Source organism: Halobacillus faecis (assembly GCF_007991335.1).
Taxonomy (GTDB): Bacteria; Bacillota; Bacilli; order Bacillales; family Halobacillaceae; genus Halobacillus; species Halobacillus faecis.
Window position 1 is genome coordinate 107,518 of sequence record NZ_BJYD01000012.1, and the last position, 24,618, is coordinate 132,135.

A 24,618-nucleotide genomic window follows, 5' to 3' on the forward strand; every position below is an offset into this window, starting at 1 on the left:
GTCACTCATATAAGCTCGTACAATGGTACGAGTCCTATTTTTCGGAGGTGGGGAAGTGAAGAAGAAGTTCGTCACTTGGACGCTCGTGTTGTATGTCATTTATGGTCTTTTGCTAGGCCTTTATTTTTTCCAGTGGACCGATGTCGGTGTTCCACCAGCCTATGAAGGAACTGCTGCGGATCCTGCGACATTCATGACAGAAAAGGAGCTTGAGCTTAGTCAGGAGTATTCGAGGTATCAGAACTTTTTATCTTTTCTCGGAGAGCCACTTGAGTGGATGATTTATCTTGGTGTGATGATTTTCGGTGCCTCGGTGGTTTTTCGAAATTTTGGCAAGCAGATTTCCCGTTTCCGCGTCATTCAAATCCCGATCTTTGTTTTACTCCTGCAGACGTTGACAACGATTCTATTGTTCCCACTGGATTACGCCAGACGATGGTTGTCTGTGGAATATGGCATTTCCACACAAAGCTTTTCCAGTTGGATGCGCGATGAGCTGATCGGATTTTGGATCGGATTCATCATTATGGCCCTGCTCATCACAGTCCTTTACTTCCTTATGAAAAAGTTTGAAAAGCGCTGGTGGTTGATCGCCTGGGTGCTCATGATCCCGTTTTTATTTTTTATGATGTACTTACAGCCGGTCGTCATTGATCCGCTTTACAATGATTTTACTGAGCTTCAAGATAAGCAGCTTGAAGAGAAAATCCTCACGCTGGCGGATGAAGCAGATGTTCCAGCTGATCGGGTGTATGAAGTAAATATGTCTGAGAAGACGAACAGTATGAATGCTTACGTGAACGGAATTGGTTCGAATTTGCGAATTGTGCTTTGGGACACGACACTGAATCGTCTTCAGGAAAATGAAGTGTTGTTTATTATGGCGCATGAAATCGGCCATTATGTCATGAATCACTTGTATTGGAATCTCGCCGGTGTCATTGTCGCGACGTTCTTTGGCCTTTATTTCACCTATCATTTATTGCGATACGCGACGCGCAGATGGGGAGAAAGGCTTGGGTTTACGAGGGTATCAGATATTTCTAGTTTACCTATGTTCTTCCTTATCCTTACCCTCCTTTCGTTCTTATTCAGTCCAGTGGAGCTTGCTATTTCAAGAAATGCCGAAACGGATGCGGATCAGTACGCAATTGAAATGACCCGCGATCCGGATGCGGCGATCGGTTCGTTCCAGGAGCTTACCGTGAACGGTTTGAGCGATGTGCACCCACCTGCGCTCGTCAAATATTTACGCTACGGACACCCTACCATGATGGAACGCATTCATATGCTTGAAACTTATCAAGGCATTGATGTGAAAGAAGAGTGATGAACTTACAATATATGCCACACCAGGTCATCCAGAATATGGATGACCTGGTGTGGCATTTTTTAGGTTGTATCTAGTATGTGCACGGGGATTCTGATAGACTCTTAATAAATGAGTTTGTAAACGTTATCATGTTAAATAGGAAGAAAAAGGAGGGTCTGGGATGCTTTCTATGCTTGAAGATTACCGGAATCAAGTGCTTGAGACGTTGTTTGGAAATGTGGAACATTGTATTGTCGTTGTTGATCGTGAAGGATGCATTTCTTATATGAATGAAAGCTACTGCCGGTTCATTGATGTCGATCAATCAACGGTGAAAGGAAAGCATGTAACGGACGTCATTGAAAATACGCGCATGCATATCGTGGCGGATACTGGAGAAGAAGAAATGGCTGACCTTCAGCAGATCCGTGGCGATTATATGATTGCTCATCGCATTCCACTTTGGGAAAACGGTGAGGTGATCGGTGCCCTCGGTATGGTTCTTTTCCGTGATACGGATGAATGGAAAATTATGAACACACATATTAAAGATCTGCTTCTTGAGCTTGAAACCTACCGTAATCAAATGCAGCAGCAAAACGGGGCCAAATACTCCTTGCATGACATCATTACAAGCTCTCCTGACGTTTTACAGTTAAAAGAAAAGATTCGTAAAACGGCACACAGCGATGTTTCTGTTCTTTTGCGAGGAGAGAGTGGAACAGGGAAAGAGCTTTTCGCTCACAGCATCCATCACCTCAGCGAGCGGAGCACAAAGCCTTTTGTGAAAGTGAACTGTGCGGCTATCCCGGAGGATCTCATCGAAGCAGAGCTGTTCGGCTATCAGGACGGGGCGTTCACGGGTGCGAAAAAAGGTGGCAAGCCTGGAAAATTCCAGCTCGCCCATGGCGGGACGCTTTTTCTGGATGAAATTGGGGACATGCCTTTAAGAGCTCAGGTGAAAATTTTGCGCGCTCTCCAGGAAGGAGAAATTGAAGCGGTGGGAGCGGTTCAGCCACAGGAAGTAGATGTCCGTATCATCGCTGCGACCAATCAGTCGCTGGAAGAAATGATTCAGGAGCAGCGCTTCCGTGAGGACCTTTTTTACAGGATCAATGTCGTCCAGATTGATATCCCTCCCCTCCGTACGAGACGAGGGGACATTAAAATCCTTTCCAAATATTTATTGCAGAAAATATCTGATCGTACAGGCAAACGCGTGGAAGAGTTTTCGAAAGCGGTCGAGGACGTCTTTTACAAATACCATTGGCCGGGCAATGTCCGTGAGCTTGAAAACGTCATCGAGTCAGCGGTGCATATGACCGACAGAGAAGCGGTTCAATATGAAGACCTTCCTGCCCATCTTCAAAAAGAATCTGCTCCTTCTCACGAGGCGGAAACGCTGAAACAAATAGTCGAAGAGACCGAGAAACAAGCGATTCAAAAAGTGTTGAAGGAAACAGATGGGGATAAAAGTTTGGCTGCAAAACGGCTGGGCATTGGAAAATCATCTTTATACGACAAAGTAAAGAAATACAGTCTCTAACCATTCCAGAAATCAGGAATCTATTCCGGAATTCTGGAATGGTTCTTTTTATGCGCTTATGTAAGGGTTTTCATTAAATGCGCGCGCCTTATTCCAGAAATCCGTAAAAAAGATTTCACAAAAGATTCAAAATCCTTGATGCATCAATACCGTAAAGTTGGCATGAAACTTGCATGTAAATAAGTGAAGGGAGTGTGAAGACTCATGAAACAAATTTATTCATCATTTCATGAAGCTGTGAAAGATATAAAGGATCATTCAACAATTATGGTAGGAGGATTCGGGCTCGTCGGAATACCGGAGAACTTGATTCTTGCCCTTGTCGAATCGAACGTGAAGCATTTGACGGTCATCTCCAACAACTGCGGTGTCGATGATTGGGGACTCGGACTACTTTTGAAAAATAAACAGATTGATAAAATGATAGGCTCGTACGTCGGAGAAAACAAGGAATTCGAACGTCAGGTACTCGCGGGTGAGCTTGAAGTCGAACTTACGCCTCAAGGAACGTTAGCTGAGAAAATCCGTGCAGGTGGAGCGGGAATCCCGGCCTTTTACACACCAGCGGGAGTTGGTACTCCAATCGCGGAAGGGAAAGAGGTACGTACATTTAACGGTAAGGAATACCTTTTACAAGAAGGATTGACGGCAGACTTCAGTCTTGTTCGTGCCTTTAGAGGAGACCGTCACGGAAATCTCGTGTACAACAAAACCGCTCGCAACTTCAACCCGATGATGGCGGCAGCTGGTGCTGTGACGATTGCAGAAGTCGAAGAACTTGTCGAACCGGGTGAACTGGAAGCCGATGCGATTCATACGCCAGGCATTTATGTACAAGGACTGATTGAAGGCCAGCAGGAGAAGCGCATTGAACGTTATACGGTAAAAGCAGAAGCATAAATAGGAGGTAGATGAACAATGGCAGTACAAAAAGACAAAGCGGCAATCCGCGAAATGATTGCCAGACGAGCAGAGCAGGAAATTGAAAGCGGTTACTATGTAAACCTTGGAATCGGCATGCCGACCATGGTCGCGAACTACATCCAGCCGGATAAAGAAGTCGTGCTTCAATCGGAAAACGGCCTCTTGGGTATCGGCCGCTCGCCTTATGAGCATGAAGTCGATCCGGATTTAATCAATGCCGGAAAAGAAACGGTGACGGCGTCTGTCGGTGCTGCTTACTGCGACAGTGCGGAATCGTTTGCCATGATCCGCGGGGAACACCTTGACTTAGCCATTTTAGGCGGGATGGAAGTCGCAGAAAACGGAGACCTTGCCAACTGGATGATCCCAGGAAAAATGATTAAAGGCATGGGTGGTGCGATGGACATCGTACACGGTTCAAAAAAGGTCGTCATTATCATGGATCATGTTAACAAACACGGCGATCCGAAGATCTTAAAGGAATGCAAACTGCCACTTACAGGAAAAGGCGTCGTCGACCGCATCATTACTGATCGTGCTGTCATCGACGTAACGGACGAAGGATTGAAGCTCGTTGAAATAGCTGAAGGATGGTCGGTAGACGAAATCAAAGAACAAACAGAAGCAGAACTTATCATCAGTGACGAACTTTTAAAAATGCCATCCAGCAAATAAGGAGGAACACCCATGGTTGAAAATAAAGTGGTATTCATTACAGGTGCAGCGAGCGGAATCGGCTATGAAATCGGCACCGAATTCGCCCGCAACGGAGCAAAAGTAGCGCTCAGCGATATTAACGAAGAAAAAGTGAAAGAAGCAGCGGATCGCTTAAATCAGGAAGGTTTCCAGGCAATCGGACTGGTCTGTGACGTGACGAAAGAAGAACAGATTCAGGGTGCGATCGATGAAACGGTAGAAAAATTCGGCCGTCTTGATGTACTCGTCAACAATGCCGGATTGCAGCACGTTGCATCCATTGAGGACTTTCCAACAGCAAAGTTCGAATTGATCACGAAAATCATGTTGGTTGCCCCGTTCATGGCAACGAAACATGCTTTCCCGATTATGAAGAAACAAGGATTCGGCCGCATTATCAACATGGCGTCCATCAACGGTCTGATCGGATTCGCTGGAAAATCTGCCTATAACAGTGCGAAACACGGGGTGATCGGTCTTACGAAAGTGACAGCTCTTGAAGGTGCAGAAGACGGAATTACCGTCAATGCGGTCTGCCCAGGTTACGTCGACACGCCACTTGTGCGCAATCAGCTGGAGGATCTGGCTAAAAACCGTGGCGTTTCTTTAGAAAAAGCGCTGGAAGAAGTCATTTATCCGCTTGTTCCACAAAAACGTCTTTTGTCCGTTCAGGAAATTGCGGATTACACGTTGTTCCTTGCAAGCAATAAGGCTAAAGGGGTCACAGGTCAAGCAGTCGTCATTGATGGCGGTTATACGACTCAATAAACGAAAGGGGATTTTCACATGAAACCAGTTTATATCGTAGAAGGGGCCCGCACCCCATTTGGCACGTTCGGAGGTTCCCTGAAAGACGTCGACCCGACCGATTTAGGGGTAACAGCAAGTAAAGAAGCATTGAAACGAAGCGGTATTTCCGCAGAACATATCGATCTCACCATCATGGGGAATGTCATCCATTCTTCGCAAAATGCACCTTACTTAGCGCGCCACATTTCCTTGAAAACAGGCGTGCCGCACACAAGCCCGGCTCTCGCGGTCAACCGTTTGTGTGGATCTGGCATGCAATCCGTCATATCGGCAGCCCAGTCCATTCAGCTTGGGGAAGGGGAAACGGCTTTAGCTGGTGGTGTGGAAAGCATGAGCCTTGCCCCTCACGCGATGCGCGGCAGCCGTTTTGGCACCAAGCTCGGTACACCGAAAGTTGACGACATGCTCTGGGCCGCCTTGACGGATGAGTATATCGGAGCGGGTATGGGTGTAACCGGTGAAAACCTTGCGGAGAAGTATGAAATTTCAAGAGAACAACAGGATGAGTATGCGACACGCAGCCACAAGCTTGCAGCGGAAGCTCGTTCCACTGGAAAATTTGCAGATGAAATCGTCCCTGTTGAAATTAAGACACGTAAAGGCACAAAGGTAGTCGATCAAGATGAGCATATTCGTGAAGACACGAACCCTGAATCCTTATCCAAGCTGAAGCCTGCCTTCAAAAAGGACGGCACGGTGACAGGCGGGAACGCGAGTGGAATTAATGACGGAGCGGGTGCTGTTGTTTTAGCAAGCGAAAATTATGTGAGCGATCACAATGTTCAGCCGGTTGCTAAGATCCTTTCGTGGTCCGTTGCCGGCGTTGAGCCTGAATACATGGGTATCGGTCCTGCACCAGCGATTCGTCAGGCATTGGAAAAAGCAGAGCTTTCACTTGATGATATGGACCTCATCGAAGTGAACGAAGCGTTTGCATCTCAATACCTTGCCGTTGAAAAAGAACTGGGTCTCAACCGTGACAAAGTGAACGTCAACGGGGGAGCGATTGCCCTCGGTCATCCGATCGGCGTAAGCGGCACGCGTGTATTGTACACGATGATCAAGGAACTTAAACGAAGAGGTGGACGTTACGGCGTCGCATCGTTATGCATCGGCGGCGGTCAAGGCATCGCCATGGTCGTCGAGACTCAATAAACATAAGGAGGAAAAACCATGCTCGGAATTTTTCTCGGACTTGCCGTATTGATGGCCCTCGCCTACTTAGGCTGGTCAATCATTTGGGTGGCGCCCATCGCAGCTGGTGTCGTCGCCCTCACCGGCGGTCTTGATCTACTCGAAGCTTATAAAGATACATACATGGGCGGATTCGTCGCCTTCGCTAAAGACTGGTTCCCGGTCTTTATGCTCGGAGCCATTTTCGGAAAACTGATGGAAGACACAGGGATGGCCCGATCCGTCGCGGTCGCTTTTACAAAATTGATTGGTACACAGCGTGCGATTTTAGGGGTGCTCGTATCTGCCGCAGTTCTGACGTACGGTGGAGTCAGCCTGTTCGTTGTTGTTTTCGCAGTCTATCCATTGGCATTATCCCTGTTCCGTGAAGCGAACATCAGTCGAAAGCTAATTCCTGCTACTGTCGCATTAGGAGCGTTTACGTTTACGATGACAGCTCTTCCGGGTTCACCGCAAATTCAGAACCTGATCCCGATGGAATACTTCCAGACGGATGCCATGGCAGCCCCTGTCATGGGTATAATCGCGGGGATCATCATGGGTGGTGGAGGTTACTTTTACCTGAGGTGGCGTGAGAAGAAACTTGTCGCTCAAGGAGAGGTTTTCACTGAACCGAAAGAAAAGAAAGAAATAGATCAACCTGATGAAACACCGAACTTCTTCTTGTCCCTTTTGCCATTATTAACGGTTCTTCTTACATTGAATCTATTAGACTGGGACGTTGTCACGGCATTGATTTCGGGAATCGTACTCATCATGCTCCTGAATGTAACAATGTACAAGAAGTTCATCCCATCCATGAACAGTGGAGCGGGCGGTTCTGTCATTGCCATCATCAACACGAGTGCCGCGGTCGGCTTCGGTACGGTTGTACGTGAAGTGCCTGGCTTTGCCAACCTGACACAATTGCTGATGGGCATCAAAGGAAACCCATTGATCTCAGAAGCAATCGCTGTTAACGTGCTCGCAGGTGCAACCGGTTCCGCATCAGGCGGAATGGGAATCGCGCTTGAAGCTTTGGGATCCAAGTACTATGAGATTGCCATGAACACAGGCATCAGCCCGGAAGCCTTCCACCGTGTCGCTTCCTTATCCTCCGGCGGTCTCGATGCGCTCCCGCACAACGGAGCGGTTTTGACACTGTTTGCGATTACAGGAATGACGCACAAAGACAGCTATAAAGATATCTTTGTCGTTGCTGTCCTAATTCCGGTGATCTCTGTTGCTTTCGTTATTTTATTAAACACGATTGGAATTCTATAAGAGTCAAACAACCATTATTTAACAGACCAGGTCATCCATATATTGGATGACCTGGTCTGTTTGATATAAAAAAAGAACCCAGCAAAACCCGGGTTCCTTTGTAATGCGGCCTATTTCTTTCTGTTGAACGTCTTATCTTTGATGGATTTAAACGCTTTGGAAGAATTGTCCACAGTCTTTCCAATGACATCTGAGCCTTTCTCAGAGGCTTTCTTAACGATATTACCGGAAGAATCCACCGTTTTTCCAATCAATCCACCTTCACCCGTAATCGACTTAATGATCTTGCCAGAAGTGTCGACCGTATTATGAATGAAGTCATTGGCTTCTTTGGATACCCCTTTTACAAACCCATCATCTTTCTTCTTTGCCTGCTCATTTTCCCTAGAGTCGTTGTTCTTTTTGAATTCACTCATGCAGTCATCTCCTCTTTAGGAATTAATGGCTTACAATCCATGTCTATGTTGATCATGGACACTTATGAATAATTCCCATTTTATGTATGACCTGGTACGTCTAATTATGGAAATCCCTTCGTGGTACACTAGAGACAAATAAGCTTGACGGAGGAATATGGCATGAAGATATCGATCATTAGTGTTGGGAAGTTGAAGGAGAAATATTTGAAGCAGGGAATCGCAGAATATGTGAAACGACTAGGTCCCTATGCAAAAGTAGATGTCATTGAGGTCCCAGACGAAAAAGCACCAGAAAACTTAAGTGAAGCGCAAATGGTGGAAGTGAAACAAAAAGAAGGAGAACGCATTCTTTCAAAGATCTCGCAGGATACATATGTCATTACATTAGAAATTAAAGGCAAGCAGCTCACATCCGAGAAGCTGGCGAAGAAAATGGATGAGCTTGCTACGTACGGGAAGAGTAAAGTAGCGTTTGTGATTGGAGGTTCGCTTGGGTTGAGTAATGAGGTCCTGGAGCGAAGTGATTATGGGTTGTCGTTTTCGAACATGACGTTTCCGCACCAGTTGATGCGGTTGATGCTGGTTGAGCAGGTGTATCGTGCATTTAAGATTATCCGAAACGAGCCATATCATAAGTAGTAGTGAAACGAAGAATGGCTAAAAAATTATTATATTCAAGCGGATTTGCTGATAACAATGATTAATTAGAAAGGTTCACGAAATGATTAAGTGCGTTAATACTTGAGTATGTATTTATTATTCTCTTATAAGTGATATTATCCTAGAAGAACGAGAAAAACTTTCATGGAATTATCGACAAAAGTATATAATATATAGAAACTCTTAATACATTTAATATGTCAATTCAAGCTGAAATAAACAGAAAATTAATAGTTTTTCTCTCTAGAAAGTTATTACGCGAAAAGCTTGTAGAATCCTGTAAAACGATAAACCTAACTAATGACAGACTGTTCTGATATATTTGGAATGTACCAAATATAAAGGAGTGGTAGGATTGTTAAAAGCTCTATCAAAGATAGGTTTAGCTCTGGGACTTGCTGGAGGTGTAGCTGTTGCAGGATTCCAAATGAATGAAGGTCCTGCAACTAAGGAAACTAGCAGTGAATATGGTTTGAGTCCAGCTCATTACGTGGGGGCATCGCCAGATTTAGTAGAGAAGGCGAAAGAATTAGGGGTGGATGTTTCAAAAGCGGATCCCGCTGAAAAAATTGCAAATGCTGGAGCGAAATTTCAGCAGGCTGGTGACAATCATGTTGCCTACAATCAAACGACAGGTGATGTACCGGTACTAGTTTTATTAGCCAAGTACAAAGATGGTGATGAGCCGATTGGTGATATGGAAGGTCAAATTCCAGCTGGATACTACGAGGATTTAATTTTTGGAGATGAGTATAACCCTTATGAATTAGATGTATTTAAGCAATATGATGGAGAAGATGTTCCAAAAGACCGTACAATGCAAAACGTTTATAAAGAATCTAGCAATGGGGCAGTTAACCTCGTTCGAAAAGAAAACACTGACTTTGCCTGGGTTGAATTACCGAAAGGCGCTTCCTATTATTTAGATCAGGAAGGAACATATGCTGAGAATGGTACATACGTACTTGGAAATGCTAACGGTGATGCCCATACGGGTGAATTTATCCGTGATTTACTAAAAGCTGCCGATGATCAAGTGGATTTCTCCAAATATGCGGAAGATGGAGAAGTGCCAAACATTTTCGTCATTCATGAAGGAACGGGTGCTGAATTCAGCCGGGACCCTGCCCAGTTCTGGTCTCATAAATGGAACGTGTTAAGCGCCTTATACTTTGGAAAATATTATGAAACAGGAGTAACTGCTGAGAAGTATGAGGGATTATCTCAGGGTGAGTGGATTAATAAGACTGTCGCAAACGATATGACCTATGATGGGGTTATAGTAAATAACTACAACATTCAGCCAGGGATTGGTGGAAATGTTGCTGGTTATGACTTTGTGAATGGTGGTTATGATGAAGCGTTAAAACAAGGTCCATACCCGGCACAAACAGGTGTGTACGCCCACGAATTCGGTCACGCTTTAGGCTTGCCGGATTTCTATGATACCGCTTACTCTTCTGAAGGTGTCGGAAACTACTCTATGATGGCAGGTGGATCTTGGATGCGCTATCCAAATGCTCCCCAATTCTCTGGAAACTCTCCTACTCACTTTGATCCTTTTTCGAAAATTTTCTTAGGATGGGCAAATCCGATTGCTGTAACAGCTGAAAATGGCGTGAAGGAGATAACGTTACCTTCTATAGATAAAGCTGAAGCTGATAATGGCATCGTGAAGATGGAAGTACCAGGGTCAAATGGTACAGAGTACTTCTTATTCGAAAATGTTCAACAAAGTGGATTTAACAAAGGACTAATCCGTCAAGGAGAGGAGTCTCACGGATTAGTCGCATGGCATGTTGATGAGAACATTATTGAATTGTATCAATCAACTGGCTTCCGTCCGAATAATGTTGAGAATTGGATGAACAAGCGATTCCAGTATAATCAATCAGCTGTAGCGACTGATGGTACAGAGGTAACGCATTATGGTCTGTCTGTTCTTCAGGCTGATGGAAAATATGACTTAGAGAAAAATGTGAACCGTGGAGATGCCGGTGACTTCTTTAAGACAGGTTCTAAATTAAAACCAAACTCTTCAAATGTTCATACTGGGTCATACTATTTCTGGAAAGGCTATGGATCTACTCCAGCTGATTCAGGAATTCACGTAACAGATATCGTGGAAAACAAAGACGGTTCAATTTCTGCAAAATTCTACTACAGTACAAATGAAGGAAAGAAAAAATAAATAATCCAACCAAATTCTGAGTCTAGCAAATGCTAGACTCAGAATTTTTAATTAGTCTTATAAATTTAAGGGTCTTATTCAAAGAAGCTTTCATATTATCATAAACTGTAAAACAAAAGTTTAAGTGGGGATAGAAAATCTTCTATCCCCACTTAAACGATAATGATATATCTTATGGAAAGTGAAGGTTAGGAGCTAACTTTCTCTTCCTTACGCTTGTTTATTTCACTAGGCCTTAACCAACGAACATTTTCTGTGTTCGATCTATACTGCTGGAGAGTTTTTTTCACTTCTTGGATGTGCTGTGTCATCGTCATAGCTGTCATGTCCAGTTCCATCATAGTAGCTTGCTGTTCCATAATTTTTTCTGAAGATCCTTCGGTGTGTGCAGAAAGTTGAACGGTCAATTCATGAATGGCATTAAATTTATTCTGCGTTGCCTGTTTTTCTTCCAAGACTTCATCGGAAAGGGCTTGAACTTGAGTCGATTGATGATAGAGGATTGAAATATTACCCAACACCTCGTCAAAGATCTGGGTCATTTCTTCTGCTTTTTCTTTCCCCACATATAATGTTATGGTTTCGGTTTGATACGACTGCTTTTGCTCTGCAATGCTGTGATTGACATGACTGATTACCGTCTCAATATCGCTTGCACTCTCTTTCACCTGGGCGGAAAGCTTTCGTATTTCATCAGCGACCACGCCAAATCCTCTCCCATGCTCACCAGCTCGAGCGGCCTCGATGGATGCATTCAAAGCTAGTAGGTTGGTTTGGTTTGAAATATATTCAATGGATCCGAGAGCCTCTGTGACCTTTTTCATTTGAGAAAGTAGTCTCTCATTAAAATTTCCAAACTGCTCTGTGGCGTGAAGGATTTCTGAGAAGACAGCATTGAATTCATCGACTTTTTCTTTCCCGCTGGTCGAGAGGTTGCGTACGGTTTTAGAGGTCTCCGCAGATGTCTTGATCGTGTTTCCTAAAGAGTCAATCATACCCTGGATGGTTTCCATTTGTTTTTGAAAATCGTTGAGATGATCTTGTTCGGTTTGAATGTTCTCTACCATTGTCATTAGTTGTTGGTTGACTTGTTCGGATGTTTCCGAAGACTGTTGGTTCATTGTATTCAAATGTTCACTGTGAGCTTCTATATGTCTCAACTCTTCCAATGAAGCAGTGATCGACTGATGGTCCACTGTTGGCAAAGCTTCTGCCTGAATATCTTCGACATGGCTCTCTTTTTTTCTTCTCATCTCTAACCAATAGGAGGATGCGATAAGGGTACTGATTATCAAGAATCCTACGCCACTTAACAGGGGCGACAAGAAAAAAGGCATAGAGAAACTCCCAACTCCATACACGAAGATGACCATTGCGTGAAACCATGGGGATTGGATCGTATTCTTTTTCATGCGGCTAGATTCTTCCTTCCTGGTTGGATGATGCGTTGTAAACGTAAAGAGAAAGGGAGCCCAATAGAATAGACCATGGCAACTTTTATTAAATTAAAAGGAAGAATAACGAAAAGAACGGCTGTCGTAAAGTCTGTGGCCATTGGGTTGAACTGGGTGAACCCTTCTACATATTGTGCTTCACTGATTCCCATGAGATTCATGATCGAAGGCAGGATAAAGTAGTAATTCAAGAGATACATAGATGTTATAAAAAGAAGCACAGATAAGATGTAACTGCTTATATGGATCTTTTTTCTAAAGTGGTAAAATGCCCCAATTAATCCTACCATTAAAGACCCTGATAAAAAGTTGGCGATTTGCCCTACGGGTAACCCAACGTAGCTGCCATGGGATATGTAGTCCACGATGTTTTTTAAGAACTGAATGAGAATCCCTGCTACAGGTCCGAGTGTGATCGCTCCGACTAAGGCTGGAATATCACTCACATCCAAAGTGAGAAAGGGAGGGAAGAATGGGACGGGAAACTTGATGTAATAAAGTAAAACACTGATGGCAGACAAAATACCGATGGTTGTCATACGTTGTAATTTGGACGGTGTGGTCATGTGGGTGTTCATCTCCTTAAATAAAATAAAGAGGAGAGATGCCTTCCCCCCTCCAGGAATTTTCAAGCAAGTTCTGTGATGGGCTTCGTATGTTTCTCCAATAAGCTGGACGCATGGTTAATGACTTTGGGGCTGGAAGATTTAGCGCCTCTAAAATTACGTCCTTCCTCTACTTCGTGGACTCCAAATCCATCCAAATCATAAGCAACCATCATGGATTTAAAGTTTGGAGCGTCAATGACGAGAAACCATTCTCTGACTAATTCACTGTTTGGTGGTAGGGCAATGTAATGGATGCCGTCATTTGGATCGACAGGTGCATCCTCTTCGCCAAATATGTACACATTGGAGTATTCGGTCATCGCCTGGAAGCGTTCAATCACATTTTTAGCCCGAGAAAACTTTTGAAATCCGGCGTAAACATTCCCTTTTAACTTTTTCATCAAGACCATGTTTTCCATCATCAAGCACATGTACTCCAGCTGGGGAACTTTAGATTCGAATTTAATTGAGCTCGCTTGCATCCGGGAAAGGTGTGCATTTCCAAGGTTCTGCGTTTCCCCTTCTACAGCTCCAAAGCATTCATTGAATAAAGATAGCTCTTTAATGTTCATATGATTATCCTCCTGGTAAAAATGTTTTATTTTATCCTTAATCCCAAATGGATCAGATATAAAAAATAGGACTTCTGATGGATAACTTATACCCTGTAAAACCCTAGGTAAACGTTATTTTGGAATAATTATTTTTTTAAGTGGGTAGGTGATATCCCAAAGAGTCGGTATTAGCCGCGTAAGATAGCCTTGTAGCGATCATAAAATTGGGAAGGCGCATCCATTCTTACGTATATTGATTAATAAAGGAGTGATACCTTATGGATGGAAAAGATGCTACAAGTATCTTCAAACGTTTCCTGCCTCCCACAGCCACCATGGCTCATCTTGCAATACCCAGCCCCAAGCCGGCCGTATTAAGCACTGATCATGATGGGGATGGAGTCCTGGAGATCGCAGGCATCTACTATTGGCGCGGTGAAAACTATCTGATGATTTTGAAGCAAGAACCGAATGGATGGTACGTCGCTGACACGAAAAAAGGTAAAGGGTATGGCATCAAGTCCTTAGGGGCGGCTCCACTAAAAAACAGAAACGAATACAACATCCTTGTCGGTTGGCAAGTAGGATCCATTTGGGCAGACCTGAGCGTTTACCAATGGGAAAATCGAGGGTTTAAAGATTTAGTTAAAGGTCATCAATACTTCAGTATGATTGATGTGGAGGACATGGATCCCGGTCCAGAAGGAGACGGACTTTACGAAATCGCTCTATGGAAGCATGATACCGGTTTGGCTTTCAGTGTAGAGGTTTTTCGTTTAGGTCGTGAAGGGTTTGAGAGGGCGAGAGACGTGTATCCCTCTTATTTTAAAAAGGTGGAGCAGTATTACAGCGCCCTTTTAAGAGAATATGATTCTTCTACGTATTGGTATTATTTAGCTGATGCCCAAATAAAGTTAGGACGTAAATCGGAAGCTCACAAGTCTATTGCTCGTGCTTTAGCATTTGAATATCCCTATCCTTCAAGGGATGAACTCATGAATATAAAAAGGAGTCTTTGTGAGTATAAAGATTTTTCCAATAAAAAAGGGATCGATTTTTCTTCGCTCACCTATGTTTGTTCAGAAACAGAAAGGGATCTAAAATTGGAAGCTGCTATTGAAGGGGAATATAATTTCAAACTATCTGAAGAAAACATCAGATATTATTATAATAGAATCGATTTGAATAACGATGGGGAACAAGAGGTTTTCGTTTTTTTAGTTGGACCATTGGTCTGTGGAACGGGTGGATGCAGTGCTGTCATTCTTAAAGAACAAGAGGGTGCCTATCAAGTACTTTCTCGATTCTCCCTTGTTAGGAACCCAGTCATTGTATCCAATACAACGACTAAGGCCTATAGGGATCTGATTATGTATGTGACTGGAGGGGGAATGGAAGACTTTTTCGCTCAGGTTAAGTTTGATGGTAAAACCTATCCTCTGAACCCATCTGTCCAGCCGAAAGTCACACCGGGAACTAAAGTGGAAGGGGTAGCTATTGTGGCCGACGACTTGGCGAAGAGCAAAGGGATTCAATTGAAGGTAGAGTGAAAAATAAAAAGTGCCTGCTCCCCATTAAGGGAACAGGCACTTTTTATCGGTCATTCACAACCGCTTGGCTTGGGTCGAGTTTCCCACTTCTTCTGATGTCATCACCGACTCATCTTTATTGTAGAAAATTTTAAACCCACCATACGGGCGGAATGTCGCGCACATATCTTGAAAAGATAATTACGAAATAATATAGAAGAATATTATCATATCGTCCATGATCTAAACTTCATGTAATGGGGATAAATGTCCCTACGCTTCCTGCTGTAAAGCCAGTAAGCAAGGAAAGCAGGATTTTTGTATGCTCTTCACATTCCTATATAATAAAAGAATAAAGCTTCCATCTCACAACTAGAAAGAAGGATCACACGTGTCAAAAGCAGTCACTATCATTGTGCAAATTGCAGGGTTATATATCATCTACCTGCTCGGAACACTCATACAGAATACATTCAACCTATTCATCCCAGGCAGCGTCATCGGCCTGGTTATCTTGTTTGCGTTCCTTTCTCTCAAACTCCTCCCCGAAAAATGGTTTAAACAGGGGGTAGGGTTCATGATCAAACACCTCCCGTTCTTTTTCATACCGGCAACTGTTGGGGTTATGAGCTATGCGTATGTTTTTGAAGGAAAAGGGGTTTTGTTAGTTTTCATCGGCCTATTGAGTACAGCCTTGGTGATGGGGATTTCAGGGGTAGTTGCCCAATGGATGGCAAGAAGGAGGGAGGCTGCTCATGAATAGTCTTCTTCTGGCTTCGGTTATGATCCTCCTGACAATTCTTATCTATCAGGGAGCATTGTTCGTTTACCGCAGATTTCGCCGCATCTATACGGCCCCGATCATTCTGTCGACCGTAACTATCATCATTCTTTTACTGGTGTTCGGTCTTTCCTATGATACGTATATGCTTGGCGGCAGGTGGATCGATCATTTGCTTGGGCCTGCAGTCGTTGCGCTTGCTTTCCCGCTTTACCAGTACCGTGACCTTTTGAAAAAGATGCTTCTGCCAATTTTAGTAGGAACTTCAGTTGGAGCGTTTATCGGGGTGACTTCTGGCCTTCTGCTCAGCAAGTGGGCGGGCTTCAGTGAGTTGATCATTCACTCGATCGTTCCGAAATCGGTGACAACACCTGTCGCAATGTCGATTGCGGAATCAAGCGGTGGCGTCATGCCGCTCGCGGCTGTTTTTGTCATGATTGCAGGAATAGGCGGGGTGCTGATTCACCCTGTGGTCATGCGCTTTTCCCGTTTGACCCATCCGCTTGGAAAAGGGGTCGGGATGGGGAGTGCCTCCCATGCAATCGGAACAGCGACATCAATGGAGCGGGATCCACTTGAAGGTTCTGTCAGTACGATTGCGATGGTGTTGAGTGCCGTTATTGTATCTGTGCTGGCTCCTGGATTAACGTTATTGTTCATGTGAAAAAAGTGTCTGCTTCTCTTAAGAGCGCAGACACTTTTTTATTATTTCGTTCAGGTGAAAATCTGACCTCAAGAAGAGAAGTAGTGAGAAAAAAAAATCACTGTGCTGAACACCACTCCCCTTATTTGAATAGGCTGATGGTGCGTTGTTTTCTTTCCCTCAGGAAAGTTTCCCTGCGAAACGCTAACGTAAGGGCTTCCAAATATTTTAATTTTTCGATAATAGTGATACACTGAACATAGATAAAAATATCTGATAATAGGGAGAATGAAAGGGAAATGAGCAAAAAATACTCGAAGACAGATGTGATTTTAATTGGTGCAGGGATCATGAGTGCGACATTAGGATCTTTGCTTAAAGAATTGGTGCCGGACTGGAACATTCGCGTGTTTGAAAGGCTTGGAAGTGCAGGGGAAGAAAGTTCGAATGTATGGAACAATGCAGGTACAGGCCATGCAGCCCTTTGTGAGCTGAACTACACGAACGAAAAGCCTGATGGTACAATCGATATGTCAAAAGCCATTAAAGTGAATGAACAGTTTCAAGTCTCGAAGCAATTTTGGTCTTATCTCGTAAAAAACAACCGGATCAGTAACCCGAATGACTTTATCATGCCTTTGCCGCATATGAGTTTTGTGCAGGGGGAAAACAATGTTGATTTCTTGAGAAAGCGCTTTAAAACAATGGTTACGAACCCGTTGTTTAAAGACATGGAGTTTTCGGATGATCCAGACAAACTGGAAGAGTGGATTCCGCTTATTATGAAGAACCGGACAATCACAGAACCAATCGCCGCAACGAAGATTGATGCGGGGACCGACGTAAACTTCGGGTCATTGACGCGGAAGATGTTCGATCACTTGGAAAAAGAAAACCTTGAGATCAACTATAAACACAGCGTTGAAGATATCAAGCGTGCAGAAGACGGATCGTGGGAAGTGAAAGTTCGCGATCTCCAAAACAATAAGATGGAATTTCATAAGTCCAACTTTGTTTTCATCGGGGGCGGTGGCGGAAGCTTGCACTTGCTTCAGAAAACAGGCATTCCCGAATCCAAACAGATTGGTGGATTCCCTGTCAGTGGTTTGTTTATGGTGTGCAACAATCCGGAGGTCATTTCTGAACACCGTGCGAAAGTGTATGGAAAAGCCAAAGTCGGTGCACCACCGATGTCTGTGCCCCACCTGGACACTCGTTTCATTGACGGCAAAGAGAGTTTGCTTTTCGGACCGTTCGCCGGCTTCTCACCTAAATTTTTAAAAACCGGATCGCTGCTTGATTTAATTACCTCCGTCCAAAAGGATAACTTGGCTACAATGGTAGCGGCAGGAGTGAAGAACGCTTCCTTGACGAAGTACCTGATTGAGCAGGTCATCCAATCCAAAGAAAAACGACTGGAAGAATTGCGTGAATTCATCCCTACGGCCAAAGCAGAGGACTGGGATCTCGTCACTGCAGGGCAACGTGTGCAGGTCATCAAGGATACGGAAGGCGGTGGGAAAGGAACCCTTCAATTCGGAACGGAAGTCGTCAGTTCCGCAGACGGATCCATCGCCGCTTTACTTGGTGCCTCTCCAGGAGCATCGACAGCCGTTTCAGTCATGCTTGAGCTGATGGGAAGATGTTTCCCAGAGCAGGTAAAAGAATGGGAACCGAAGATTAAAGAGATGATTCCTTCGTATGGGAAAGAACTAGTTGAAAATCCAGAATTGATCCGTGAAATTCATGCGACAACAGAAGAGACGCTGGGGTTGACGGAGGAGCAGGAAGAGAGTCCTGTGAATATTTGAGCGTAGTGAAAAGTGCCTTTTCCACACAGGTGGAAGGGCACTTTTTTTGTCTTATGGTTAATGTCCCGTACCTCGTGATCAATGTCCTCTAAATGCGTTCCAATGTCCTGTAACTCCCATTCAATGTCCTCTAACGATGCTTTAACGTCCCCTAACAAGAAGGTAACGTCCTCTTTTTTCTTATTCAGTCCAAAGTTGTACAAGGAGTTCATTCTTTCCGCTAATGGGCTTTTCTTCTGAATCAGTTACGATTGTTTTTAAAGGGGCCTTTCAATTATTGTCGGTTCCTTTAATAAGTGTGCTCTCTACAATTAGGAGGAGAAGATGAATGAAGTTTCCAAGATTTCAAACATCACAAATAAGAATAGCAAGACCGACCGATCAATTCGAAAAGGTGATTGATTTTTATGAGTCCGGACTTGGTTTAGAGAGACTGACAGACTTCGCAGGTCACAGGGGGTATGAGGGAGTAGTTTATGGATTGCCCGGTCTTCCCTACCATCTCGAGTTTACTAGACATGAAGCCGGCAGCCCTTGCCCTGCGCCGACTAAAGATAATTTGCTCGTTTTTTATATAGAAAAGCAGAGCGAGGTGATGGAGGTAACAGTAAGGCTTCGTCAGATGGGATATAAGGAAGTGGAAGCTGAGAATCTTTATTGGGAAGAAAAGGGTGTGACGATAGAAGATCCTGATGGTTGGAGAGTCGTTTTGATGAATACGAAAGGAATTTGAACCAGACCTGATCAAGCATGGAGGCGATGTTCTTGCCTTCATGCTTTTTTATGTGCAATTTCACTCTTTTTAAAAAAACAATTTCAAAACGACACCGGTGTCGATATAATGAAACTAACAAAACGACATCGGTGTCGTTTAACTGAGAGGGGTTCAACCAATGGAACGTTTATGGAAGAACAAGGGGTATATAACCTTGATGACCGCACAAGCCATCTCAAGCATCGGCGATTGGCTCAGTATCGTCGCGATTATCTCCCTTGTCGGATTGAAATGGGATGCATCACCGCTTGAAGTGTCGTTTATCTTTTTGTGTTTGGCCGTGCCGATGGCTTTGTTCGGACCGGTTGCCGGCATGGTCGCTGACCGCTTTAGCCGTAAAACGCTCATGATTGTCTCTGATATCGTAAGGGCGGTTTTGATCCTTATCTTGACGATCGCCACATCGCTTTGGATGGTTTATGCAACACTGCTTACAGTGGGAATCTTCTCCGCTGTCTTCATCCCTGCGAAAAACGGGAAGTTGAAGGAAGTCGTGCCGGAGGAAGATATGAAAGGGGCCATGTCAATCACCTCAATGATTGACTCGTCAACGAAAATTCTCGGCCCGCTCATTAGTGGGTTGCTTGTCACAGTAGTCGGTGCCCAGCAAGTTTTTATCATCGACTCGGCAACGTTTCTTGTCTCTGCGGTCATCCTTTTGTTTGTTCCAAATGCGCTCCCTCTTGAAACGACCGAAGAAGAAAAAGAGGATGGATCGTTCAAGAAAGAGTTCATGCTCGGCTTCTCTTTTCTGAAATCGAACCGATTTATGATGACGGGTTTGATTCTCGTTGGTCTCAGCTTGCTGATTCTCCAATCAGCTGATTCCCAGCTTATTGTCCTGATTCGTGAACTGACGCACGTGTCTCCCGATTTGTTCGGTTATCTTGTGACAGGTTCTGGTCTTGGGATGTTCTTAGCAGGCTTTTTGTTAGCGAAGAAAACGGATTATAAAGCCTACCCCCTCATGCTTCTTGGGGTCTGTGGAATTGGAGCGAGTTTTGGGATTATGGGGATGCTTACCTTTTATGACCTCAACTATTCGATCCTTTGGGGACCGGGTCTCGGATTCACCGCGGGTTTCTCGGCAAGTCTGATTTTTGTTCCGTTCCAGGCGACCGTCCAGGTGAACACGCCTGTCCATATGACCGGGCGTGTATTTGGAGTCATCAACAGTGTCATGACGACAGCGACAATCATTGGTCCTCTAGTCGGAGGCTGGATAGCAACAATGATCGGTGTCATTCCGACGTTTACGATTACGGCTAGTCTCCTTGTTTTGGTATCCGTCATCGGATTTATTACGAAGCGAAAAGTGGAAGGAGGAAAGGGGCATGTCACCACGAGTGAGCAAGGAACACCTGAAGCAACGACGAGCTGATATCCTGGAAGCCGCGAGGCAGGTTTTCATCGAGCATGGTTACGAGCATACGACGATGAAGCATGTCATGGAGGCGGCTGATGTCAGCCGTGGTGGGCTTTATCAATATTTCTCAAATAAGGAAGACCTATTTGAAGCTTTGCTTGAAGAAGGACTCACGGAAGAGACAGAAGATTCACTGGAAAAAGTAGAATCTTACTGGAGTTTACTCATGCAGCTTTTGTTCGGCGAAGACGGAAGTCCTGATACAGAGATGGATCCACTCGCACCAAGTAAGCTGGAATTTTTCATTACGGGACGAAATGATGAACGAAGACGTGCGTATGGGGAAAAACGGTATGAGATGGGGCTGCGAATTTATGATGACCTTATTAAAAGGGGTCAGAAATCCGGTGAGTTCAGTGACCGCTACGACAGCGAACTTGTAGCCCGGTCGATCATCACTTTCATCGACGGTCTTGCGCTCGATCATGCGATATTACCGGATGAGAAAGTGAAGCTGAAGGAGCAGTCAGCTTTGTTTGTAGATTACTTAAAAATGGCATTGGATGTATCCTCCTCCTGATGAGGGGGATTTTTTGTACTTATGATCATGTTTGGTAGATATAATAGTTGGATATACAACTATTATGATTCGATCAAAGGAGGAAATGCACATGAGATCACTGGAGAATGCATTGAAACATAAAGTTGGACTCGGCACAGCACCTTTAGGAAACATGTTCAGGGATGTCCCTGAAGAAGAAGCCCGTGAAACGATTCAGACTGCGTGGGATCAGGGTGTCCGTTATTTTGACACCGCCCCTTTTTATGGTGCAGGTTTAGCTGAAATGCGTGTTGGTGACGTGTTATCGAAATACAACCGCGATGACTATGTGTTAAGCACAAAAGTAGGTCGTTATATGACGGAGGAGACGGAAGAAAACGAAGGGCTTTTTGAACATGGCCGTAAGAATAAAGTGATTACCGATTATACAGAAGATGCAACGGAAAGGTCGATTGAGCAAAGTCTCGAACGACTGAAAACGGACCGTTTAGATATGGTCTTCGTACACGACGTTTCTCCTGACTTCCACGGCGATGAATGGGTCGCTAAATTTGAAGAAGCCAGAACCGGAGCTTTCCGTGTGTTGTCCCGTCTTCGTGAAGAAGGAGTCATCCGCTCATGGGGCCTTGGTGTCAACACGACAGAACCGATTGAACTTGCGATGGAGCTTGAGGAGACAAAGCCGGATGTCTGCTTATCCGCAACGCAATATACGCTTCTGCAACACGACCGCGCGCTGCAGCGTATGATGACAATGGCAGAAGAGAAGGATGTAGACATCGTTGTCGGCAGCCCTTATAACTCCGGTGTCTTGTTGGGTGGAGACCATTACAACTATGAAAAAGCAGGAGCGGATGTCATTGGTAGAGTGAATCAATTGAAAGAGATTGGTGACAAGTACAATGTCCCGTTAAAAGCAGCTGCACTCCAATTTTCAACAGCTCATCCAGCTGTGAAATCGGTCATTCCAGGTTCAACGCGTCCGGACCGGATTAAGGAAGATTTGCAAATGATTCAACGGGACATTCCGAAAGCTTTTTGGGATGAACTTGTGGAAAGAGGATTTGTGGCAGGGCACGCGCCTCTGCCAATTTAACCGAGAAGTAAACGAAGGGGAGAGCAGCCTCCTTCTATTTTGATTTTGTCGTTAACTACAAGTTTCTCTCATGAATTGTGACGGCATGCCTTTAGGGAGAGAATATAAACGAGAAAGCTCCATTTAAAGATAGATGAAGATTCAATATGACCACTTATATCCAAGCACCTTTTTCCTGACTCTTAGGGGAAGGGTGTTTTTTGTTATTTTATTCCACTATATACAATGGACGGAGCCTAAATCCTTGCTCTACACACTTGTTAGCCTATTCTATATCCTTGGCTCGGATGATTATGTAAGAGCATTCTGAACTTTTGATTCATAGTAATTTTTTGTATTTTCATAGTATAAATGTCTGGGTTAACCTTCCATTTTTATGTAGAAGTGATAGTATAATAGATGTGTATATAAGCTCAGGAGGGGTATGATGAAGAAAATAACCGGATTTTTACTGACACTAACACTCGTGTTTAGTTTATTTCCATACCAGGCGTTTGCTACGGTTGGAGACTCTGTAACACTATCAGCCAATGATAATTATCCATGTGCGGAAAGTGATGCAGAGGTAACATGCAGTGATATTAATGAGATGTTAACAGAGAGCGCTTTAGAACGGGGCATCCCGCCGGAAGTAGCTAAAGCTGTTGCATTTGCGGAATCTACTTGGAAGCAATGGGTAGATGAAGATCAAACGGAACCGAACCTCCAAGATGATGGTGGTATTGGCATCATGCAGGTAACCGATGGCGGGTATGATGAAGAAAAATTGAAAAACGATATTCAATACAACATTAACGTTGGGCTCGATATTCTGAATGATAAGTGGGGCCTTGGTGTCCGTGGTGTGATTCCAACGGTCAATGATAACTCCAAAGATACGATTGAACACTGGTACTTTGCGGTGCTTTCCTATAATGGAGTGAAAGAAGTGAACAGTCCGATTAAGCGTAAGGACGGAGAAGTAAATGAGTCCGCTTATCAGGAGAAAGTGTTTGCCTTTATTAAGGAATATAATAATGAATTGGAATTGGAGTCCCTTCCTTTAGAAAAAAACGACTTTACATACGACCCGAATGACGATGATTCCGATTTAAACTTCAACCAAATGCACTACCAGGTCCCAGCTCCTCTAACAGAGTCAAGACAGATGTTTAAAGTTGAAGATAAAGGTCTGACAATTGAAGGAACAATGCTGAGAGATACAAAGAATGGGGAAGGCGGAGAAAGGCTAGATCAACGGGAAATCGTAGAAATTAAAGATGCGACTACTTTCTATGATACTTCTGATCAATCCCCAGGACGTCACTGGGTTCGCTATCATGTGAAGCTCGAAGACGGACGAGAAGGTTTCGTTGCTTCGGGTGCAATTGAACCGGTTACTTCACGTTTGGAAGGTAAAACACGAATTGAAACAGCTATCGATATTTCTGAGAAGGGCTGGCAGAATGGTGCCGATACAGTCGTGTTGGCCAAGGCCTTCGATTTTCCAGATGCGCTAGCCGGTGCTCCTTTAGCCTATAAGTATGATGCACCTATCCTTTTGACACGAACGGGTTCATTGGATGCTTCAACAAAAGAAGAGATTGAGAGACTTCATGCCGATCGTGTGATTATTCTTGGCAGCGAAGCAGCTGTAAGCAAGACTGTAGAAGATGAACTAACAGCGATGAATTTGGATACAGTGATGCGGATTGGCGGAAAAGATCGCTATGAAACGGCTCAAATGATTGCAGATAAGCTCGGGTCTGATCAAGGCGAGGTCGTGTTGACGACAGGTCTGAATTATCCGGATGCACTGGCGGTTGCTCCTTATGCGGCCCGTCAAGGTCTTCCTATTCTATTGACCCGTCCTCAAGCTGCTCCTGCCGCAACGAAAGCGGCCCTTAAGGACCAATCCCACGTATATGTGATTGGTGGGGATGATGTGGTGAGTAATGCTGTCCTTAAAGAATTCAACGGCAAAGTGGACCGAATTTCAGGCCCTACACGGTTTGAAACGGCGGCTGACATCATCGATACCTTTGACCTTGGTGATCAACAGGCGCTTGTTGCAACAGGATACAATTATGCCGATGCTTTAACTGGCTCGGTGCTAGCTGCGAAGAAAAACGCACCACTTCTGTTAGTGAGAGAAGAAAGTTTACCTGCCGCAATGGAGCAGACGATTCGTGAGAGAACAATTCACAACTATATTCTTCTCGGAGGATCTGATGTTGTCGATGTTGCTGATCCATTGGCTCAATTAGCTCAAAACATTGTGAAATAATGACAAAGAACCGGGGGCCGACTCCGGTTCTTTTTTTGTTGAAAAGAAACGGATCACTAGGCAATAAAAATGTAAATTCATTCTAAAAAACTAGTCAGAAAAGCACGAATCTAGTAAATCCATGTTAAGATTGTTCAAGGTACATAAAGAACGCAGGG

22 protein-coding genes are annotated in these 24,618 nt (G+C 44.3%); 18 read left to right on the forward strand and 4 right to left on the reverse strand.

Features of this window, described 5'->3' with window-relative positions:
- The first annotated feature begins 55 nt into the window (after positions 1 to 55).
- The 7 genes from HFA01_RS07040 (at position 56) to HFA01_RS07070 (ending at position 7,745) form a co-directional block, all read left to right on the forward strand.
- Entirely contained in the window at positions 56 to 1,330 is a 1,275-nt protein-coding gene (locus HFA01_RS07040) for a M48 family metallopeptidase (RefSeq protein WP_246139288.1), read from the forward strand.
- A 163-nt stretch (positions 1,331 to 1,493) separates the two neighbouring features.
- Positions 1,494 to 2,858: a sigma-54 interaction domain-containing protein gene (locus tag HFA01_RS07045; RefSeq protein WP_174787810.1), complete on the forward strand. Its 1,365-nt coding sequence runs from the start codon at positions 1,494 to 1,496 to the stop codon at positions 2,856 to 2,858.
- A gap of 204 nt (positions 2,859 to 3,062) precedes the next feature.
- Positions 3,063 to 3,758 carry a CoA transferase subunit A gene (locus HFA01_RS07050; protein ID WP_115823022.1) on the forward strand — a complete coding sequence of 232 codons (696 nt, stop codon included), beginning with the start codon at positions 3,063 to 3,065 and terminating at the stop codon, positions 3,756 to 3,758.
- A gap of 18 nt (positions 3,759 to 3,776) precedes the next feature.
- Positions 3,777 to 4,457 (forward strand): 3-oxoacid CoA-transferase subunit B, encoded by a 681-nt coding sequence (locus HFA01_RS07055; RefSeq protein WP_146814628.1) that lies wholly within the window; start codon positions 3,777 to 3,779, stop codon positions 4,455 to 4,457.
- A 12-nt stretch (positions 4,458 to 4,469) separates the two neighbouring features.
- The gene (locus HFA01_RS07060; RefSeq protein WP_146814629.1) at positions 4,470 to 5,246 is read left to right on the forward strand and encodes a 3-hydroxybutyrate dehydrogenase; all 777 of its coding nucleotides are present in this window, start codon (positions 4,470 to 4,472) and stop codon (positions 5,244 to 5,246) included.
- An 18-nt stretch (positions 5,247 to 5,264) separates the two neighbouring features.
- Positions 5,265 to 6,443 (forward strand): thiolase family protein, encoded by a 1,179-nt coding sequence (locus HFA01_RS07065; protein WP_146814631.1) that lies wholly within the window; start codon positions 5,265 to 5,267, stop codon positions 6,441 to 6,443.
- An 18-nt stretch (positions 6,444 to 6,461) separates the two neighbouring features.
- Positions 6,462 to 7,745: a GntP family permease gene (locus tag HFA01_RS07070; protein WP_146814633.1), complete on the forward strand. Its 1,284-nt coding sequence runs from the start codon at positions 6,462 to 6,464 to the stop codon at positions 7,743 to 7,745.
- Between the two features lie 110 nt (positions 7,746 to 7,855).
- Here the strand turns inward: HFA01_RS07070 and HFA01_RS07075 are convergent, their stop codons facing one another.
- Positions 7,856 to 8,161, reverse strand: coding sequence for a hypothetical protein (locus HFA01_RS07075; RefSeq protein WP_146814635.1), 306 nt, complete (start codon positions 8,159 to 8,161; stop codon positions 7,856 to 7,858).
- A 162-nt stretch (positions 8,162 to 8,323) separates the two neighbouring features.
- On the opposite strand from HFA01_RS07075, the gene rlmH reads away from it, so the two are divergent.
- Together rlmH and HFA01_RS07085 are read left to right on the forward strand one after the other, a co-directional pair.
- Positions 8,324 to 8,803, forward strand: a complete 480-nt coding sequence (rlmH, locus tag HFA01_RS07080; RefSeq protein WP_146814637.1) for a 23S rRNA (pseudouridine(1915)-N(3))-methyltransferase RlmH — start codon at positions 8,324 to 8,326, stop codon at positions 8,801 to 8,803.
- Positions 8,804 to 9,179: 376 nt separating this feature from the next.
- Positions 9,180 to 11,015 (forward strand): M6 family metalloprotease domain-containing protein, encoded by a 1,836-nt coding sequence (locus tag HFA01_RS07085; protein ID WP_146814639.1) that lies wholly within the window; start codon positions 9,180 to 9,182, stop codon positions 11,013 to 11,015.
- Positions 11,016 to 11,203: 188 nt separating this feature from the next.
- Here the strand turns inward: HFA01_RS07085 and HFA01_RS07090 are convergent, their stop codons facing one another.
- The 3 genes from HFA01_RS07090 to HFA01_RS07100 all read right to left on the reverse strand — a co-directional run bounded on the left by HFA01_RS07090 (position 11,204) and on the right by HFA01_RS07100 (position 13,649).
- On the reverse strand, positions 11,204 to 12,427 hold the full coding sequence (locus HFA01_RS07090; protein ID WP_146814641.1) for a methyl-accepting chemotaxis protein: 1,224 nt from the start codon (positions 12,425 to 12,427) through the stop codon (positions 11,204 to 11,206).
- Positions 12,424 to 13,035 carry an ECF transporter S component gene (locus tag HFA01_RS07095; protein ID WP_246139289.1) on the reverse strand — a complete coding sequence of 204 codons (612 nt, stop codon included), beginning with the start codon at positions 13,033 to 13,035 and terminating at the stop codon, positions 12,424 to 12,426. The genes HFA01_RS07090 and HFA01_RS07095 overlap by 4 nt, the downstream gene beginning before the upstream one ends.
- 62 nt (positions 13,036 to 13,097) lie before the next feature.
- On the reverse strand, positions 13,098 to 13,649 hold the full coding sequence (locus HFA01_RS07100) for a DICT sensory domain-containing protein (RefSeq protein WP_146814643.1): 552 nt from the start codon (positions 13,647 to 13,649) through the stop codon (positions 13,098 to 13,100).
- Between the two features lie 260 nt (positions 13,650 to 13,909).
- Between HFA01_RS07100 and HFA01_RS07105 the strand changes: the two genes are divergently transcribed.
- The 9 genes from HFA01_RS07105 to HFA01_RS07145 all read left to right on the forward strand — a co-directional run bounded on the left by HFA01_RS07105 (position 13,910) and on the right by HFA01_RS07145 (position 24,460).
- On the forward strand, positions 13,910 to 15,181 hold the full coding sequence (locus HFA01_RS07105; protein ID WP_146814645.1) for a COG3650 family protein: 1,272 nt from the start codon (positions 13,910 to 13,912) through the stop codon (positions 15,179 to 15,181).
- Between the two features lie 370 nt (positions 15,182 to 15,551).
- Positions 15,552 to 15,923, forward strand: coding sequence for a CidA/LrgA family protein (locus HFA01_RS07110; protein WP_146814647.1), 372 nt, complete (start codon positions 15,552 to 15,554; stop codon positions 15,921 to 15,923).
- Complete coding sequence (locus tag HFA01_RS07115) at positions 15,916 to 16,605, forward strand: LrgB family protein (RefSeq protein WP_146814650.1); 690 nt, start codon at positions 15,916 to 15,918, stop codon at positions 16,603 to 16,605. The genes HFA01_RS07110 and HFA01_RS07115 overlap by 8 nt, the downstream gene beginning before the upstream one ends.
- A gap of 278 nt (positions 16,606 to 16,883) precedes the next feature.
- Complete coding sequence (locus HFA01_RS07120; RefSeq protein ID WP_146814652.1) at positions 16,884 to 18,395, forward strand: malate:quinone oxidoreductase; 1,512 nt, start codon at positions 16,884 to 16,886, stop codon at positions 18,393 to 18,395.
- 328 nt (positions 18,396 to 18,723) lie between these two features.
- The gene (locus tag HFA01_RS07125; protein WP_146814654.1) at positions 18,724 to 19,128 is read left to right on the forward strand and encodes a VOC family protein; all 405 of its coding nucleotides are present in this window, start codon (positions 18,724 to 18,726) and stop codon (positions 19,126 to 19,128) included.
- 160 nt (positions 19,129 to 19,288) lie between these two features.
- On the forward strand, positions 19,289 to 20,551 hold the full coding sequence (locus HFA01_RS07130) for an MFS transporter (protein ID WP_146814656.1): 1,263 nt from the start codon (positions 19,289 to 19,291) through the stop codon (positions 20,549 to 20,551).
- On the forward strand, positions 20,505 to 21,116 hold the full coding sequence (locus HFA01_RS07135) for a TetR/AcrR family transcriptional regulator (protein ID WP_146814658.1): 612 nt from the start codon (positions 20,505 to 20,507) through the stop codon (positions 21,114 to 21,116). The genes HFA01_RS07130 and HFA01_RS07135 overlap by 47 nt, the downstream gene beginning before the upstream one ends.
- A gap of 91 nt (positions 21,117 to 21,207) precedes the next feature.
- Positions 21,208 to 22,194 (forward strand): aldo/keto reductase, encoded by a 987-nt coding sequence (locus HFA01_RS07140; protein ID WP_146814660.1) that lies wholly within the window; start codon positions 21,208 to 21,210, stop codon positions 22,192 to 22,194.
- A 427-nt stretch (positions 22,195 to 22,621) separates the two neighbouring features.
- Positions 22,622 to 24,460, forward strand: coding sequence for a cell wall-binding repeat-containing protein (locus HFA01_RS07145; protein ID WP_167506188.1), 1,839 nt, complete (start codon positions 22,622 to 22,624; stop codon positions 24,458 to 24,460).
- Positions 24,461 to 24,618 lie beyond the last annotated feature (158 nt).